This is a genomic window from Lapidilactobacillus luobeiensis, from assembly GCF_024345205.1.
Taxonomy (GTDB): domain Bacteria; phylum Bacillota; class Bacilli; order Lactobacillales; family Lactobacillaceae; genus Lapidilactobacillus; species Lapidilactobacillus luobeiensis.
In genome coordinates this window covers 23,358-39,161 of record NZ_BROC01000013.1, presented here as the reverse complement: position 1 = coordinate 39,161, position 15,804 = coordinate 23,358, and the positions used below count along the sequence as shown (strand labels likewise).

Annotated in this window: 17 protein-coding genes; 4 read left to right on the top strand and 13 right to left on the bottom strand. The window is 46.1% G+C overall.

Translation table 11 applies throughout. The features are described from left to right. Positions 1–30 precede the first annotated feature (30 nt). Positions 31–336: a hypothetical protein gene (locus OCU21_RS06235; RefSeq protein WP_261806575.1), complete on the top strand. Its 306-nt coding sequence runs from the start codon at positions 31–33 to the stop codon at positions 334–336. A gap of 733 nt (positions 337–1,069) precedes the next feature. On the opposite strand, the gene OCU21_RS06230 is transcribed toward OCU21_RS06235, so the two are convergent. The 8 genes from OCU21_RS06230 to OCU21_RS06195 form a co-directional block, all read right to left on the bottom strand. After that, positions 1,070–1,333: a type B 50S ribosomal protein L31 gene (locus OCU21_RS06230; RefSeq protein ID WP_261806574.1), complete on the bottom strand. Its 264-nt coding sequence runs from the start codon at positions 1,331–1,333 to the stop codon at positions 1,070–1,072. 96 nt (positions 1,334–1,429) lie between these two features. Then, positions 1,430–2,743: a UDP-N-acetylglucosamine 1-carboxyvinyltransferase gene (murA, locus tag OCU21_RS06225; protein ID WP_261806573.1), complete on the bottom strand. Its 1,314-nt coding sequence runs from the start codon at positions 2,741–2,743 to the stop codon at positions 1,430–1,432. A 415-nt stretch (positions 2,744–3,158) separates the two neighbouring features. Beyond that, the gene (pyrG, locus tag OCU21_RS06220) at positions 3,159–4,772 is read right to left on the bottom strand and encodes a CTP synthase (RefSeq protein WP_261806572.1); all 1,614 of its coding nucleotides are present in this window, start codon (positions 4,770–4,772) and stop codon (positions 3,159–3,161) included. 284 nt (positions 4,773–5,056) lie between these two features. Continuing rightward, the gene (locus tag OCU21_RS06215; RefSeq protein ID WP_261806571.1) at positions 5,057–5,371 is read right to left on the bottom strand and encodes a DUF1048 domain-containing protein; all 315 of its coding nucleotides are present in this window, start codon (positions 5,369–5,371) and stop codon (positions 5,057–5,059) included. Beyond that, positions 5,368–5,727 (bottom strand): DUF1048 domain-containing protein, encoded by a 360-nt coding sequence (locus OCU21_RS06210; protein WP_261806570.1) that lies wholly within the window; start codon positions 5,725–5,727, stop codon positions 5,368–5,370. Before OCU21_RS06210 ends, OCU21_RS06215 begins: the two co-directional genes overlap by 4 nt. 62 nt (positions 5,728–5,789) lie before the next feature. Continuing rightward, complete coding sequence (locus OCU21_RS06205; RefSeq protein ID WP_261806569.1) at positions 5,790–6,110, bottom strand: PadR family transcriptional regulator; 321 nt, start codon at positions 6,108–6,110, stop codon at positions 5,790–5,792. Between the two features lie 228 nt (positions 6,111–6,338). Further along, a complete protein-coding gene (gene rpoE, locus OCU21_RS06200) occupies positions 6,339–7,037 on the bottom strand; it encodes a DNA-directed RNA polymerase subunit delta (RefSeq protein WP_261806568.1) in 699 nt (232 codons plus the stop codon). 46 nt (positions 7,038–7,083) lie between these two features. Continuing rightward, positions 7,084–7,527: a YwiB family protein gene (locus tag OCU21_RS06195; protein ID WP_261806567.1), complete on the bottom strand. Its 444-nt coding sequence runs from the start codon at positions 7,525–7,527 to the stop codon at positions 7,084–7,086. A 179-nt stretch (positions 7,528–7,706) separates the two neighbouring features. On the opposite strand from OCU21_RS06195, the gene OCU21_RS06190 reads away from it, so the two are divergent. The 3 genes from OCU21_RS06190 (at position 7,707) to mscL (ending at position 10,573) form a co-directional block, all read left to right on the top strand. After that, a complete protein-coding gene (locus tag OCU21_RS06190) occupies positions 7,707–8,528 on the top strand; it encodes a lipoyl protein ligase domain-containing protein (RefSeq protein WP_261806566.1) in 822 nt (273 codons plus the stop codon). 168 nt (positions 8,529–8,696) lie between these two features. Next, positions 8,697–10,055 carry an HD domain-containing protein gene (locus OCU21_RS06185; RefSeq protein ID WP_261806565.1) on the top strand — a complete coding sequence of 453 codons (1,359 nt, stop codon included), beginning with the start codon at positions 8,697–8,699 and terminating at the stop codon, positions 10,053–10,055. A 95-nt stretch (positions 10,056–10,150) separates the two neighbouring features. After that, complete coding sequence (gene mscL, locus OCU21_RS06180; RefSeq protein ID WP_261806564.1) at positions 10,151–10,573, top strand: large conductance mechanosensitive channel protein MscL; 423 nt, start codon at positions 10,151–10,153, stop codon at positions 10,571–10,573. Positions 10,574–10,744: 171 nt separating this feature from the next. Here the strand turns inward: mscL and OCU21_RS06175 are convergent, their stop codons facing one another. From OCU21_RS06175 to OCU21_RS06155, 5 genes are all read right to left on the bottom strand, one after another. Beyond that, complete coding sequence (locus OCU21_RS06175) at positions 10,745–11,731, bottom strand: ribose-phosphate diphosphokinase (RefSeq protein ID WP_261806563.1); 987 nt, start codon at positions 11,729–11,731, stop codon at positions 10,745–10,747. A 33-nt stretch (positions 11,732–11,764) separates the two neighbouring features. Beyond that, positions 11,765–13,153 (bottom strand): bifunctional UDP-N-acetylglucosamine diphosphorylase/glucosamine-1-phosphate N-acetyltransferase GlmU, encoded by a 1,389-nt coding sequence (glmU, locus tag OCU21_RS06170; RefSeq protein ID WP_261806562.1) that lies wholly within the window; start codon positions 13,151–13,153, stop codon positions 11,765–11,767. 213 nt (positions 13,154–13,366) lie between these two features. After that, positions 13,367–14,206: a pur operon repressor gene (purR, locus tag OCU21_RS06165; RefSeq protein WP_261806561.1), complete on the bottom strand. Its 840-nt coding sequence runs from the start codon at positions 14,204–14,206 to the stop codon at positions 13,367–13,369. Positions 14,207–14,310: 104 nt separating this feature from the next. Then, positions 14,311–15,168 (bottom strand): 4-(cytidine 5'-diphospho)-2-C-methyl-D-erythritol kinase, encoded by an 858-nt coding sequence (ispE, locus tag OCU21_RS06160; RefSeq protein WP_261806560.1) that lies wholly within the window; start codon positions 15,166–15,168, stop codon positions 14,311–14,313. A gap of 303 nt (positions 15,169–15,471) precedes the next feature. Beyond that, positions 15,472–15,726: a Veg family protein gene (locus OCU21_RS06155; protein ID WP_261806559.1), complete on the bottom strand. Its 255-nt coding sequence runs from the start codon at positions 15,724–15,726 to the stop codon at positions 15,472–15,474. Between the last annotated feature and the right edge of the window lie 78 nt (positions 15,727–15,804).

The window sequence follows — 15,804 nt, the reverse complement described above, 5'->3', positions numbered from 1 at the left end:
GGTCAAAAATCAAGCAAGGAGCAGAAAGAAATGAAAAAAATTGTTTTTGTCTTATACGCGAGTTACCAATCACTGGGTTACGCCAATCTCGCCAGTCCATTCGATAAGAAACTGAGTCAAGAGCTCCATCAAGTATTCGATGATGAGTATGAGATCGGTTTCGATCCCGATACAGCGGAATCGTTAGATGCCTTAGTCGTCCCTGACCAAATCGCCAACTTCGACAACAAGAAGCAACTTCCTGAAATCAAAGTACCGGCGACGTTGTTCGTTACTGGTCAGGTTGACAAGATCAAGGAAATCGTCGATGCCTATTTCCAACATCAGAACCAGTGATCGCTGCTGAAATAGCCTTAGCTTGAATCATTCATGCTATTTCTCAACGGTGAACGCAATCTGTTGGTATGGGCATCTGCAACGCTGGGATCATCAAGTGGGTTGGACATCTTTACTGCTCCCTAGACAATCATGGGTAAAGACCGTTCAATTCTGTCGATTCACCGAGAACTAGGTTTGTTCATCAGTTAGACTGTGCTGGCGTCACCAATTTAAAGATTATACCACTAACCACGGTCGTCAATTGCGTGGTTCTCCATCAATTGGCCATAGTTTGCCAGTCGGCGTGAGTGCTCAAACGACTGCTAAAACGTTGAGCGGCTGGAGCGGAGCATGGCGTTGGTGGTCCGTTCGTTTGTTGGCGGAAGGTCGGGCTGGGGGTGAGTCAGCCGCGATATTATTGTTGGCGATTTATCGCCTACAATAAGGCCGAGCTTGAAGATTTTCGGTGGTCTTCCGAAAAGCTTCAAGTCGTGCCCGCAGCGTTCCACCACCCCCAGCCCGACCTGGAGCCCGACCACATCTGCCATCCACCAATGCCACGCGTAGCGCAACCTACTTTTGCTAGACTACTGCTCAGGAGCTAACCCGTTTTGGCCCACACTCCTTCTAAATAAACCGCAGCCGCGGTTTATTTTTTTATTCTTTCCACCATAAGTCGACTAGGTGCCGAAAAACACAAAAAACCACACCGCTAAACGCGGTGTGGTTCCACATTAAAACCGATTCTTGATTACTTAGCGCCAGCGCCAGTATCCTTAAAGCCATACTTCTTGTTGAAGCGATCAACACGACCGTCGGCTTGAGTAAACTTCTGCTTGCCAGTATAGAATGGATGTGAATCTGATGAGATTTCAACCCGGATCAATGGGTATTCTTTACCTTCAAATTCGACTGTTTCTTTTGAAGTCTTAGTTGAACCAGAAACAAATTTGAAACCTGTCGCTGAGTCCATGAAAACAACTTCGTGGAAATCTGGATGAATGCCTTGTTTCATTATTATTAACTCCTTTTCCCTAGGTTATTTGCTAGCCTAGAGTCCATATTCATAAGTAGTCTGACAATATTAGATATTATCACGGAAAGCGATTGATTACAATGCTTTCTTTTGAAAAACTTCGGCCGCAGCCACGCCAGCGTTATCGTTCTCATCGACCATTTCAACATCGGCGCCTAATCCGCGTAGTTTCTCCATCACACGATCATAACCACGTAAAATGTTCTCGACTTTATGGATCGTTGTCGTCCCTTCAGCCATCAGTCCCGCGATCATCAAGGCCGCCCCGGCCCGTATCTCATCAGCCGTCACATCGGTTCCCTGTAACTGATCAGTGTGCCGCAAGAGGATCACGTCATTTTCAACCGAGATATTAGCACCCATCCGCACTAATTCCGGAACGTGGCGCACACGATGGGGGTATAAACTATCAACGATCATGCCTTCACCTTGGGCACGCAAAAGTAAGGGCGTGATCGGCTGCTGCAGATCCGTGGCAAACCCTGGATAAGGCATAGTTTTGATCGTCACCATCCGGAGATCACCAGTTGGATAGACATAAATACTATCTTCGCCAATATCGAAATGAACCCCGATCTCTTCCATTTTTGCTAGGAAGGAATCCAAGTGTTCACTGATGATATTCTTGACGGTGATTCCATTACCACAAGCCGCAGCTAGCGCCAAGTACGTCCCCGCTTCGATTCGATCAGGAATGATCGTGTGCGCATTACGCGCATACAAATGGGGCACCCCTTCGATCCGGATCGTGTCAGTCCCCGCGCCGCGGATCTTGGCCCCCATATTATTCAAAAATGTCGCCAAATCAATGATTTCAGGTTCCTTAGCTACATTCTCGATCACCGTTACCCCGGTAGCGCGAACAGCGGCCAAAATAATATTGACCGTAGCCCCCACTGAGACCATATCAAAATAGATCTTAGCCCCATGCAGACCTTCATCTGGCGCTTGAATAAACATAGCACCATGCTCATTACTAACGGTTGCCCCAAGTGCTTCAAAGCCCTTGATATGCTGATCGATCGGTCGGGGACCGATGTCATCGCCCCCAGGAAGTCCAACGATCGCGCGACCAAAACGCCCTAACAGCGCTCCCATAAAATAATAAGATGCCCGTAAACTCTTTATTTTCCCATTTGGTAATGGTTTAGAAATGATCTGGGTCGGATCGATCTCCAAGCCACATTCAGTTAATTCAGAAGTAACATTCATATCAGCTAAAATTGCACGTAAATTGTCAACATCTTGGATCCGTGGTACGCCATCAAGTGTGACCTTTGATTCTGAGAGGATCGAAGCCGGAATAATGGCGACTGTACTGTTCTTAGCACCGCCAATAACAACTTCACCGGTTAGGCGTTTTCCACCGTGGATAATCATTTTCTTCATTTTGGCTGGTTCCTTATCGTCTTGAGTAAATTTTTAGTTGGTTTTTTTCACAATTTTTCAAATCATTCACGTTCACAGAGAAATAATACAATGGCTTTTTTTAGGTCAAAGTCATCAATACCTATCATAAAGAATTATTGTAGAAATTACAAGGGGCTAGGCCGTTCGTTATTATTTTTCTGTAACGCCATAACGCTGATCAGCGCGACTTATTTTTTGTCAGTTTGCCAAAAGGAGTCGGATGATAACTGTGCAGTTTGCCCAGCGGCCTGATGACTCATCAAAATTGTTTTCAGAAAACAAAAAGACTAGGCCCAGCTTGAGCTGAGGCTTAGTCTCACGATGATCAGGATTGATTCGTGTTAAAACCGTCCTTACAAAACAGAACATATTTCAACTGCATGGATCAGGATTTTTACCAAGGTAATTCAGGAAGTCCCGCGGCAGCTTTGATGAAAGCTTTGAATAACCCCTCTGGGCGCATTGGTCGGGAAAGAAATTCAGGGTGGTATTGCGCGGCCACGAAGAATTTCTTCTCTGGCAATTCGACTACTTCAACTAGGCGATTATCTGGTGAAACTCCTGAGAAAACCAAGCCCTTAGCGCTCATTTCAGCACGATATTGGTTATTGAACTCATAACGATGCCGATGGCGTTCTTGGATCACGCTTTGATGATCATAAGCAGCCGCCGCCACTGAACCGGGTTTCAACTTACATGGGTAAAGGCCCAGACGTAATGTCCCGCCTAGATTTTCCACATCATTCTGATCAGGCATCAAGTCAATGATCTTGTGCTTGGTCGCGGTATCGACTTCAGTGGAATCCGCATCAGCATAGCCCAGCACGTCGCGCGCAAATTCCACGCAGGCTAGTTGCATCCCCAAACAGATCCCCAGAAATGGCACGTCATTCTCGCGCGCATATTTGATTGCTTGGATCTTACCTTCTAACCCACGATTACCAAAGCCACCTGGCACTAAAATACCTTGAGTATCGCCCAATAATTCGGCCACATTGTCAGCGGTCACATCTTCGGCTTGGATCTTTTCGATCTCGATCTCAGAATCATATAAATAACCGGCATGTTTCAATGCTTCAGAAACAGAGATATAGGCATCTTGAAGCTCGACATACTTGCCGACTAACGTGATTTTTGTATGATGATGCAGATTTTGCACGCGTTGTTCCAGCTCTCGCCATTCGGTCAGATCAGCAGTCGGCGTGTCCAAATGAAGATAATTGCAGACGATCTGATCCATTTTTTGTTTTTCCAAATTCAAGGGGATCGAGTAAAGAGTCGCCACGTCCAGCGATTCGATCACTGCTTCTGGATCAACATCACAGAACAAGGCGATTTTATTGCGCATATCTTGTGAGATCGGTTCTTCCGTCCGGACAACCAAGATATTGGGCTGGATCCCTAAACCACGCAATTCTTTGACACTATGCTGCGTCGGCTTAGTTTTCATCTCGCCAGCAGCCCGCAAGTAAGGTACCAAAGTCGTGTGTATATAAACGACATTCTCAGCACCGACTTCAGATTTCATTTGCCGCAAGGCTTCCAAATAAGGTAGCGATTCGATATCACCAACAGTACCGCCGACCTCAGTGATGATCACATCAGAATCAGTCGTGGTCGCCGCACGCATGATCTTTTCTTTGATCATATTGGTAATGTGCGGGATCACCTGAACTGTGGCCCCATTATAATCACCGCGGCGCTCTTTTTGGAGGACTTCGGAATAGATCTTCCCGGTGGTGACATTTGAGTATTTATTCAAGTCGTTATCAATAAAACGTTCATAGTGGCCGAGATCAAGATCGGTCTCTGCGCCGTCATCAGTGACGAAAACTTCCCCATGTTGATAAGGGTTCATGGTGCCAGGATCGATATTGATATAGGGATCAAACTTTTGCATGGTCACCTTCAAGCCACGATTCTTCAGTAAACGGCCTAGTGAGGCGGCAACGATTCCTTTTCCAAGTGATGAGACGACCCCACCGGTAACAAAAATATATTTGGTCATACTGACGCTCCTTTTCATCCTGATCGGGGGCAAATAATATAAAACAAGCCCCCTATTCAACGAATAGGGAGCTTGGTCAACTGGCATTACGAAGTGTAAGGCGCCCAAAAGACATTCTACAAACATTTTCAACGTTCGTCAAGGAAAACTGACAAGTTCCTCTTTTTTCCAAGGAACCGGCACTGGGACAAATACGGTCACCATCGCGACAATGCCCCAACCAATTGAGCAATTCCATCATATCTGTAACCAAACAAAAGTTCAGGAACAGAGAACACCGCTTTTTAAAGCCGACTAGCCACTTGCTGGCGCCACTCATCCAAAAATGGGTGATCAGTAAGGATCAAACCATCGGCGAAGGCGGCCACATCTGTCCCAGTAACGGCCAGTACATCTTTTTGTCGACTCACCCCATCTTCAAATAGATCCAAAAGCTCATTCAAGGGCTGAAAATCATTGGTCAAATTGACTGGATCGACTTTCATGAGATACTTTTGGATCTCTTGATAGACGATCAGATAACGAGGCGGCAAAGACGCGGCACGCTTTTGGAGGTCACGCCATTCTTTCTTTTCTGCCCAAGCTTGCTTCAAACTCATCGTGTTCCCTCTCTTTCTAGTTTCTTCGCGACCGTTTCATTCAGTCGGGCGCGTAGTTTATCGCGATAATCTTTAGCCCCCTCAACATGGGCCAACTCCGTGATAAAGTTGTTGAGACTAGATCCGGTGACGGCGCTGGCGGTGAGTCCCTCGGCCGCGCTTTCCTCAAATAATCCGACCACATCTGCTAGGACCGGGTAGAGATTGCGGCCAGAAAAGTCGCTGAACTGCCAGATCTTCTGATTAAGTTCCTGCCAAACACGTTGATAATCCTGAGGTAATTTGGCGATCCGCTGATCGTATGCCACCTGTAACTTTGTCATATCATGACCGGTGACCTTATCGTAAAAATTCATTTTCTGTTGCCTCCGTCATCATTCTTTATTTGTTTCTCGATTGTTCTTCATTTTGCACCGAGCTAGCGTTTGATTTTGATCAGTTGATCGACGAGAAAAGACCATTTCTGCCAGAAATCAGCCAGGTAAGTAACCCCTGCGTCATTGAGTCGATAAAACTTTCGTGCTGGCCCAACCATTGATTTCCTTTTTTCAACGGTCACCAAGTTTTTCTTTTCCAAACGTAATAGGACAGTATAGACGGTCCCCTCGACGATATCCTGAAATCCCAGTTCGATCAAGGTGCTGGTGATTTGATAACCATATGCTTCTTCGCTATTTTGGATCACTTGAAGAACGACACCTTCGAGCACCCCTTTAAGTAATTCGGTCATTCCTTTCAATTTCGTCATCCTTTCCCAAAAGGTGATCGGCCTTACCTAGTATTACTAAGTACTGGACCAGTATAGTGCCTGATTGCAATCTTGTCAACTACTATCTATTACTATGTAGATAAACAACTAACCTGATCTAACCAAAAATCATTCCACTTCCCACCACAATCACAAAAAGCCCATGCCAGTGAGAAACATCTCACCGACATGGGCTTATTATTAGTCGTTCATGCTTGATTATTTGTCGTCGTCAGTATCGTCACTAGCATCATCATCGTCATCTTGATGATCATCATCGCTACTATCGTCGTCAGAGCTGAAATCAGCATCACTATCATCGACCAATTCGTCATCATTGAATTCAGACAACTGTCCTTCGATCCCATCATCTAACTCATCATCATCAGAATCGTCATCAGGGTCATCGAGATCAGTCAGACTCGGCTTAAAGTCAGCGGGATGGCTGTCTTCAGCTTCATCATCGTCATCTTCAGTAACTTCGATCGCGTCATCGTCGTCATCTTCTTCAGAATCATCATCATCTTCTGGATCATCATCGTTATAATCGATCACATCATCATCATCAGACACATCGGCCAAGAAAGCATTGACTTTACGGCGGCGCTTCTTCCGTGGTCGTTCTTCATCGTCTTCCGGATGGTTGACCTCTTCGTCTACGGATTCATAAGGATACCACTCCCGCAGACCCCAAACGTTCTCGCCTAAAGAAATGAAGCTTCCATCCATATTCAAGTCAGTATAAAATTGGCCTAACCGACCACGAATCTCCTCATCACTTTTACCCAAGTACTGTTGGACTTGGTTGACAATATCCGCAAAAGGCATTGCTTCGCCTTGTACTTCTAGTAAGGCGTGCGCAACTTCGATCAATGACAATTCGGATTTTTTTTGGCCCGCAAAAACATCTAATTCCATTTGGGGGGACACATCCTTTCAGCAGTCTATCCTTAATAATACTCGACTAAGCTTTGAAAATCAATCGCAATTGATATTTTCCCAACAGTTCTTTTTCAGAAAAAAGCTGATAATCAATGGCCACTTCACCATGGAGCGGTTCGTTTTGGATCCGGCTTTCCATTAACGTTGTGGCTGTCGTTACTGGGATCTCCCCATAAGGTGTTTTGTAAGCTGTGGTCAAGCGTTGCGTCGGGTGAAAATGTAATTGTAAACGCAGATCAGCCTGGCCGCGCGTCAAGATCACCAAACCATCTGGCTGGATCTTTACGGTCACAGGAGTTTGCGCGCCAGTCTCAGGATCTCGTTCCCGATAACGCAAATAAAGCGTTGCCCCCATTTGGATCAATTGACCGGCTTCATCAAACTGATGGGCCGTGACCTCTCCCGACTGTTCGATCCGAGTCGCCATTTGGATATGCACCGGCATTGGTCCTGTCAAATCAAGCATACTACCGCCTCTTTTCTCACTTGCTCTAATTATATAGCAAATCACGACGACTTGCGCATTTTATTGATCAGACGCGATTGTTCTGGATTTGCCTAGACCACAATTACTCGAAAAAAGTAGCATGTTTTTTGCCCTCTAACCCCGGTTTACGCTATACTAAGACTAGCTTAGTTTGTGAGGTGAGCAGCATCATTTTTGAAAATCCGACACCGGTGATCGATGTCTTGCAGCGCCATTATCCCCCCAATCAAATGTTAAATGCCTTTGCGGATACGCAAGCTTTCTTGCGCTTAGTTCAACGAACGCAGCGGCCCTTGCTTCATTATTGGACGCTTGATCAAACGGTGATCTTAGGCCTGCGTGATCGCCAACTGCTTCAACTGTCTGCAGGCCTAAAAAGTCTGGATCAGGCCGGCTGGCATTATTTTTTCCGCAACGCTGGTGGCTTGGGCATTCCCAGCGATCAGGGCATTCTAAACATCTCCTTGATCCTACCGGCAAACTACCCTGTGACGATCGACCAAGGTTATCAACTGATGACTGACCTCTTACAGGCTGGTTTCGATTCTAAAAACATTCAGTTGACTCCCGGCGAAGTGGCGACTTCCTATTGCCCCGGTACCTTTGATCTTAGCGTCGGCACCCAAAAAGTAGCCGGTATTGCGCAGCGTCGCAGTCGTGGAGCAACGGCGATCATGGCCTACCTGAGCGTTAATGGTGATCAGACTCAGCGCGGCGAATTGATGCGCAGCTTCTATCAAAGAAGTGAGGGGCACCCACCGCGTTTTCCAGCAGTCGATCCTCAGGTCATGACCACTTTGGCAGATTTCATCCCAGAACTGCAAGTTCACGAAGCGATCCAAATGACTCAACAGGGTATCAACAAACAAGGGACTGAATTGGATCGACTGAGTTTTGCTGATTTAATAGCAGGATCAGAATATCAAAATTATTTTAGTCAGTCTCTGCAATCATTGATCGAACTCAATCAACCTATTTAACGAAATAAAATTTAAATTGACTGTGCCCACCAATTCGGTCACCTCCGCTTAGCGACATATCTGTTTTGGTAGCAAGAACTAACGTCCAAAACAATTGCGATTTGCTAGTCGTGCTCAAAAGCAACCCGTTGCACTCTGCGCTCTAAAAAAATAAAGGAGTTGTTAGCAATGGTAAAACCAATCATGTTACCCCGGGAAAAGGTCCTACGTGATCCTGTCCACAATTATATTCATGTGACTCATCAAGTGATCCTTGACTTGATCAACACATCCGAGTTTCAGAGACTACGCCGGATCAAACAATTGGGCGCATCCTCTTATACCTTTCATGGTGCTGAACACTCCCGCTTTACCCATTGTGTTGGGGTTTACGAGATCACGCGGCAGATCTGTAACAATTTTCAGCGTAACTACCCATCCAAGACCGCTGAAGATCATCTGTGGCACGATGATGAAGAACGATTAGTCGCTTTATGCGCGGCCCTCTTACATGATATTGGTCATGGTCCTTACTCCCATACTTTTGAACATATTTTTGGGACGGACCACGAGGCGATCACCCGACAGATCCTGACCTCGCCTGAAACGGAGGTCAATCAGGTGCTACAAGGTATCAGTCCGGATTTCCCTGAAAAAGTGGCCAGTGTTATTGGTAAAACTTATGCGGATCCTCAAGTGGTCCAAATGATCAGTAGTCAAATCGATGCAGATCGGATGGATTACCTCTTGCGCGACGCCTATAATACCGGTACCAAATATGGCATGTTCGATTTGACTCGGATCTTACGAGTAATGCGTCCTTATCGACACGGCATCGCCTTTGAAGCCAGCGGGATGCACGCCGTTGAAGACTATATCGTTTGTCGTTTCCAAATGTATCAACAAGTCTATTTTCATCCAGTCAGTCGTTCAATGGAAGTGATCCTTGACCATTTACTCCATCGGGCCAAGTATTTATACGAACATGGCCAGCTGAATCATGAGCAGACCCCAACGTTACTGGTGCCCTTTCTGGAAGATGACTTCACTTTGAAAGACTATTTACGTCTTGATGACGGTGTTTTGACGACTTACTTCACGCTTTGGCGAGATCATCCTGATGATATCCTACGTGACTTGGCTTCCCGGTTTCTTGATCGGCGGCCGTTGAAATCAGTCCGCTTCACCCCAGAAACACGCGATTTACTGCCACACTTGCAAGAATTGATTGAAGCGGCCGGTTTTAATCCACAATATTACACCGCAGTCAATGATAGTTATGACCTGCCCTATGACGCTTATGATCCCTCTTCCAAAGAACCCAAAACTCAGATCGAGTTGATGGAACAAGATGGTACTTTGGAAGAACTTTCAACAGTTAGTCCGATCGTTGCGGCGATCACGGGTAAGAGTACCGGTGATGAACGTTTCTTCTTCCCACGGGAAATGATCCATCCCGAAGAACTACAACTTTTTGAGCCACTTTATCAAGAATTCAAACAATATCTGCGCAATGACTGTTTAGTCGATCCCCACGCTGAGAACTGAAATTGACGGCAAAGTATCGGCCGCTATTCCTGCAAATATCTGGCCTAGGCCCAGCTCACAGCATCCGCGAACAATAGAATAGGAGTGTTATAACCATGCTTAAAGAATTTCGTGAATTTATTTCTCGTGGTAATGTCATCGATATGGCGATCGGTGTTTTGATTGGGGGCGCCTTCAATGGACTCGTCGCTTCCCTCACAAAAAACGTCCTCAGTCCTTTGATCGGGATCTTTACCCGCTCCGTCGACCTTTCTTCGATCAGTTTTCAAGTGGGTGCTGCTAAGTTTACTATTGGTAGTTTTCTCAATGACGTGATCCAATTCTTGATCATGATGTTCGTGATCTTCCTGATCGTAAAATCCTTCAACAAATTACGTGATCTAACGTCTGGACCTGCTGAGGAAGAAGCTGTGCCAGTTTCCGCCGAAGAACAGTATCTTAAAGAGATCCGTGATCTATTACAGGCCCAGCAGAACACGACACCTGATCAAACGAACAAAATCGATCCTAAATCTTGACTCTGATCAATGGATCGATCCAAGCCTTTCGTAAGCCTAGCTCACTGAAGGCTTTTTTTTATTCAAAAGTGATCTCAGCAATGACCTTTCGCAGCACTGTCCTTGAAACGCAAAATGCCATCATCGTTGTATTCAAAAAGGAACCGCCTGACGCGATTCCTTAAGTAAAGATCAATCTTGATTTTGTTGATTTTGATAACGATTGACAAATAGCGGACTGACTGGTTCATCATGATAAATCCGACGGATCGCATCGCCCATCAATGGACCAACAGAAACTTGCACCATTTTGTCGATCACTTTCTCTTGAGGCAAATTGATCGAGTCAGTCACGATCAACTTCTTGATCGGTGACTTGGTGATCCGTTCGATCGCCGGACCAGACAGGACTGGATGAGTACAAGATGCGTAAACTTCGCTGGCACCAGCATCCATCAGTGCTTGCGCGGCCAAAGTGATCGTTCCCGCGGTGTCGATCATATCATCAATAATGATTGCGCGTTTACCAGAAACTTTACCGATAATGTTCATCACTTCAGCGACATTGGCGCGCGGACGTCGCTTATCGATGATCGCGATCGGCGCCTTCAAAAATTGCGCTAATTTGCGCGCCCGACCAACACCACCATGGTCAGGCGAAACAACAACAGCATTCTCGTCTAAGTGATTAGCCAGGAAATAGTCCGCCAGCAGTGGCGAACCAACTAAATGATCCACCGGAATATCGAAAAATCCTTGGATTTGCGGTGCGTGCAGGTCCAAGGCCAAGATTCGGTCAGCACCCGCTCGTTGCAACATATTGGCCACCAATTTAGCCGTGATCGGTTCCCGCGCACGCGTTTTCCGATCCTGACGCGCATAACCATAGTATGGCATCACCACATTGATATTCTTAGCTGAAGCCCGGCGCAAGGCGTCGATCATGATCAACAATTCCATCAAATTGTCGTTGACGGGCGCTGAGGTCGATTGGATCAGGAAAACATCGGCGCCACGAATACTCTCATCGATGTTGATTTGGATCTCACCGTCAGAGAACCGCGTTACAGATGATTTACCTAAAGGTACACCAACTGCAGCCGCGATTTTTTCCGCTAAAGGCTTGTTTGAGTTTAACGAAAAAATCTTCAGTTTTGAATCAGCACAACTACTTGTCATTGTTTCCTCCTATTTTTACACACTACCTAAATTCTAATGCCATTCGGGGTCCTGAGCAAGGGGTAATTTATGCCAATAGTCATTTTTATTCGTTTGACGTGCCCGCGCGATCGCCAAAGCCCGGGTCGGCACATCATCAGTGATCGTTGATCCAGCCGCCACAAAACTATGATCGGCCAGTTTGACCGGCGCGACGATATTTGAATTGCTGCCAACAAAACTATGACTCCCAACTTCGCTCGTAAATTTATGAACGCCGTCATAGTTAACAAAAACCACCCCGCAGCCAACATTGATATCAGTTCCTAGTATCGCGTCGCCGACATAGCTTAAATGGCCGACTTTGGTGCGATCACCGATCGTCGCGTTTTTGATCTCACAGAAATTCCCGATGTGCACATCGGCACCGATCACCGCCTGAGGTCGCAAATGACTGTTGGGGCCAACATTTGAACCCGCCGCCATTTGCGCTTGTTCCAAGGTAGAACTGGTTACCTGCACATGATCAGCCAAAGTGCTATCAACGATCTGGGAATTAGAGCCAATATAGCAATCAGATCCAATCACGGTTTTACCCTTAAGGTTGACCTGGCCTTCAATGATCGTATCATTACCGATCTTGACCCCAGCATCGATATGGGCCGTTGCTGGGTCGATCAAAGTCACACCATTACGCATATGGGCTTCGTTGATCCGTTGTTGCATGATCTTGGTTGCCTGCGCCAATGCGACCCGATCGTTGACTCCTAAAGACTCATTAAAATCAGGTGTTTGATAGGCGGCGACGATCTCCCCTTGGTCTTTCAAGATCTGGATCACATCGGTCAAATAATACTCACCTTGCGCATTATGATTGGTAACTTGATGAAGCGCCTTGAATAAAGTTTGGTTATCAAAACAATAAACGCCGGTATTGATCTCGTTGACCGCTGTTTCTTCTTTAGTCGCGTCCTTTTGTTCCACGATTTTTTCAACGATCCCTAAATCATTACGGATGATCCGGCCATAACCGGTGGGATCCGTCGCTCGTGCTGTCAAGATCGTTGCTTTGGCGCCTTTGGCCTGATGATAAGCAAACAATTTCTCGAAGGTTTGAGCCGTCAATAGCGGGGTGTCACCATTAGCGACAAGTGTCATGCCTGCCAACGCGCCTAGTTTTTCTTCAGCCTGTAAAACAGCGTGCCCAGTCCCTAATTGTGCCTCCTGAAACGCGTATTCGCTCCGCGTGCCCAGCAGATCCTCGACTGCCTCCGCCCCGTGGCCAACAACAGTCACGATCTTATCTGGCTTTGTTTGTTCGACTTGAGTCAATACATGATCGACCATCGAACGGCCACAAACACGATGAAGTACTTTATACAATTTCGACTTCATTCGTGTACCTTGACCAGCTGCTAGAATTATCGTATAACGCCCTGACATAATAAGCTTCCCTTCAGTAAACCAATTTAAAGATTTTTTCTTTTTGATCAAGTTAATCATAACTTAATCAGAAAATAAACACAATGGAAAAAGCGAACGTTGCCACCGCTCCCCCGTCGTACTCAAAGCAAAACAAAAGCGCCAGAGAACAAAAATGCGTTCTCTAACGCCGCTCATTCGCACCACACTAAAATTTGATAGACCAAAACAAGCTTAATCTGTCATCAGTGCCGTTAATTTATCTAAATAATTACCCAACTCAACTTTGATTTCATTAGCATGAGTATCCACATCAACAACATTCAATAGCGAGGTGTATTCATTTTCCACCCGTTGACCGGAAAATGTCGCTTCCGCAAAGACGGTGATCCCCACTAACTCTGCTTCGAATTCTTTCAATAGGTCATGCATCCCGTGGATCGTGCCGCCGCCTTTCATGAAATCATCAACGATCACGACGTTGGCCCCTTCCGGCAAACTTCGCTTGGACAATTCCATTTTTTCGATTCGGGACGAAGATGCGGACACGTAATTGACGCTGACTGTCGCACCCTCGGTGATTTTAGCATCGCGGCGCACGATCACAAAAGGAACGCCTAAACAAGTGGCCACACTTTGAGCGATCGGGATCCCCTTCGTCGCTACGGTCATCACCGCATCAACTTGTCGGTCTACATATAACGCAGCGATCAAGCGACCGATCAGGCGCAAGTAAGTAGGATTTCCCAACAAATCAGATAAATAGAGATAGCCCCCTGGCAAGAGACGCTCTTTTTCCGCCAGTTTCAACGCCATCATTTCCAAAAAACCAGTAGCCACACTTTGGCTGACTCCTGGCAAATACTGGACGCCACCGGCCGCTCCTGGTAACGTTTGGACTCGCCCCAAGCCGCGCGTGAGGAACGTTCGTTTGATGATCGCTAAATCTTCACTGATCGAAGACTTAGCCGAATCATAGCGACGTACAAAAAACGGCAACGAAATCAGTTCCCGGGGATGATCCAGCAAATAGCTGGTCATGTCGATCAGTCGATCACTACGCCTTACTTTCATTATTATCTTCTCCTCGAATTATTAGCTCAATTATAACGGTAATAAGCTGAAAATTCTAGACAATTATGTTATTTTTTATTAAATCGTTCGTTTTTATCAAATGGTCATAGGCTCACAGGTCGAGTCAGATAAACTTCATCACAAAAACCACGCATCGCATTATAGATCCGCTTGGCCTGTGACTCACGGGCCGCAAGAGCAAACATCGTTGGCCCGGTACCACTCATTTGCGCAACCAAGGCTCCAGAACGTAACATACGTTGTTTGATCACCGCTAGTTGGGGATATTGGCGAAAAGTTACCTCTTCCAACGAATTAGCCATTCCCTGTGCCATCGTGTGCCAATCCTTGTTTTGTAAACCCGCGATTACTTGAGTCAGATCAGGATGGGTCGTCAATTGATCAAATTGTGCCCGCGCCAATAATTTTGTCGTTGAAACACTGACCTGTGGTTTAACGATGATCACCCAGAAATCTGGTAACAAGGCCAATGGTTTGACCGAATCGCCCTGTCCCAAAACAACTGCTGGCGTTGAATAGAGACAGTAAGGTACATCGGAATCAAGTTTTAGGGCCAGTGTCGCTAATTCAGCTTTCGTTTGATTTAACGCCCAAAGTCGATCAAGTCCCCGCAAAACCGCGGCCGCATCCGCAGAACCACCGCCCAGGCCAGCAGAAACCGGGATTTTTTTCGTGATCTCGATTTGAGCGCCTTGCTTGATCTTGAAAGTACGTTTCAATAACGCCGCAGCTTGGTAAGCCAGATTGCGCTGATCGACTGGGAGAAAACCATTATCGGTCCTGACTGAGATCCGCCCCGTTGAAGTTGTTTTGATCCTGACTGTATCGGCCAGATCGACCGAGATCAAAATCATGCGCCATTCCTCAGCGCCATTATTATGCCGATAAAGAGCGTCTAAGGCCAGATTGACTTTTGCCGGTGCCCGTTCACTGATTTCCATCACTTGCTCACCGCATTTCACTTTATTAAATTGATTGTAACATGAAGCCTGAACCAAATCGTCGCAAACCACCTTACTTTATCCCCTGATCACGATCTGGTAATATCAAGCCCAGTGGTAAGTCTGCAGGCCTGATCGGAATCAGGATCAAGATAATGAAACGACCGCATCGTGATCGGCCCTATCTTGGCACTGCTAAAAATAGGTCTCGGTGAGCGACTTATGCACAGACCTAGACGACCTTTTGTGATCAAACAAAAAAGCCGAGCGCTGAGCACGCCCGACTTGATCGTTTACAAAATACTATTCAGCTGCTAATGAACTATTGTCAAACTCGATTTCGATCGATCTGGTCAGTAAATCAGTATAACTGTAAGAAACCCGTTCAAAAGAATTCTCATCCTGATTCAGATCAACAATGAATACCGCCGGATAAGTTTCTTTCAAAGTGCCATGACGTCGTGTGATCTTCTTCCGTCCTGCCTGGGCAACTACCGTCAACCGTTGACCGATATGATCGTCGAGCTGATGCTTGATGCTTGATAATGACATTGGCATTGGCCTCACTCCTTGGCTATCAGTATAGCACAAATTGTGAATTTATTCAAGTTTATTAAAAAATGAGATTAAAATTAA

What these genes read in the sequence shown, in the direction of transcription:
- OCU21_RS06235 (WP_261806575.1), top strand. Translation starts at nt 31, where the DNA reads ATGAAAAAAATTGTTTTTGTCTTATACGCGAGTTACCAATCACTGGGT.
- OCU21_RS06230 (WP_261806574.1), bottom strand. Translation starts at nt 1,333, where the DNA reads ATGAAACAAGGCATTCATCCAGATTTCCACGAAGTTGTTTTCATGGAC.
- murA (WP_261806573.1), bottom strand. Translation starts at nt 2,743, where the DNA reads ATGAAGAAAATGATTATCCACGGTGGAAAACGCCTAACCGGTGAAGTT.
- pyrG (WP_261806572.1), bottom strand. Translation starts at nt 4,772, where the DNA reads ATGACCAAATATATTTTTGTTACCGGTGGGGTCGTCTCATCACTTGGA.
- OCU21_RS06215 (WP_261806571.1), bottom strand. Translation starts at nt 5,371, where the DNA reads ATGAGTTTGAAGCAAGCTTGGGCAGAAAAGAAAGAATGGCGTGACCTC.
- OCU21_RS06210 (WP_261806570.1), bottom strand. Translation starts at nt 5,727, where the DNA reads ATGAATTTTTACGATAAGGTCACCGGTCATGATATGACAAAGTTACAG.
- rpoE (WP_261806568.1), bottom strand. Translation starts at nt 7,037, where the DNA reads ATGGAATTAGATGTTTTTGCGGGCCAAAAAAAATCCGAATTGTCATTG.
- OCU21_RS06195 (WP_261806567.1), bottom strand. Translation starts at nt 7,527, where the DNA reads ATGCTTGATTTGACAGGACCAATGCCGGTGCATATCCAAATGGCGACT.
- OCU21_RS06185 (WP_261806565.1), top strand. Translation starts at nt 8,697, where the DNA reads ATGGTAAAACCAATCATGTTACCCCGGGAAAAGGTCCTACGTGATCCT.
- mscL (WP_261806564.1), top strand. Translation starts at nt 10,151, where the DNA reads ATGCTTAAAGAATTTCGTGAATTTATTTCTCGTGGTAATGTCATCGAT.
- OCU21_RS06175 (WP_261806563.1), bottom strand. Translation starts at nt 11,731, where the DNA reads ATGACAAGTAGTTGTGCTGATTCAAAACTGAAGATTTTTTCGTTAAAC.
- glmU (WP_261806562.1), bottom strand. Translation starts at nt 13,153, where the DNA reads ATGTCAGGGCGTTATACGATAATTCTAGCAGCTGGTCAAGGTACACGA.
- purR (WP_261806561.1), bottom strand. Translation starts at nt 14,206, where the DNA reads ATGAAAGTAAGGCGTAGTGATCGACTGATCGACATGACCAGCTATTTG.
- ispE (WP_261806560.1), bottom strand. Translation starts at nt 15,168, where the DNA reads ATGGAAATCAGTGAACGGGCACCGGCAAAAGTCAATCTGGCCTTAGAC.
- OCU21_RS06155 (WP_261806559.1), bottom strand. Translation starts at nt 15,726, where the DNA reads ATGCCAATGTCATTATCAAGCATCAAGCATCAGCTCGACGATCATATC.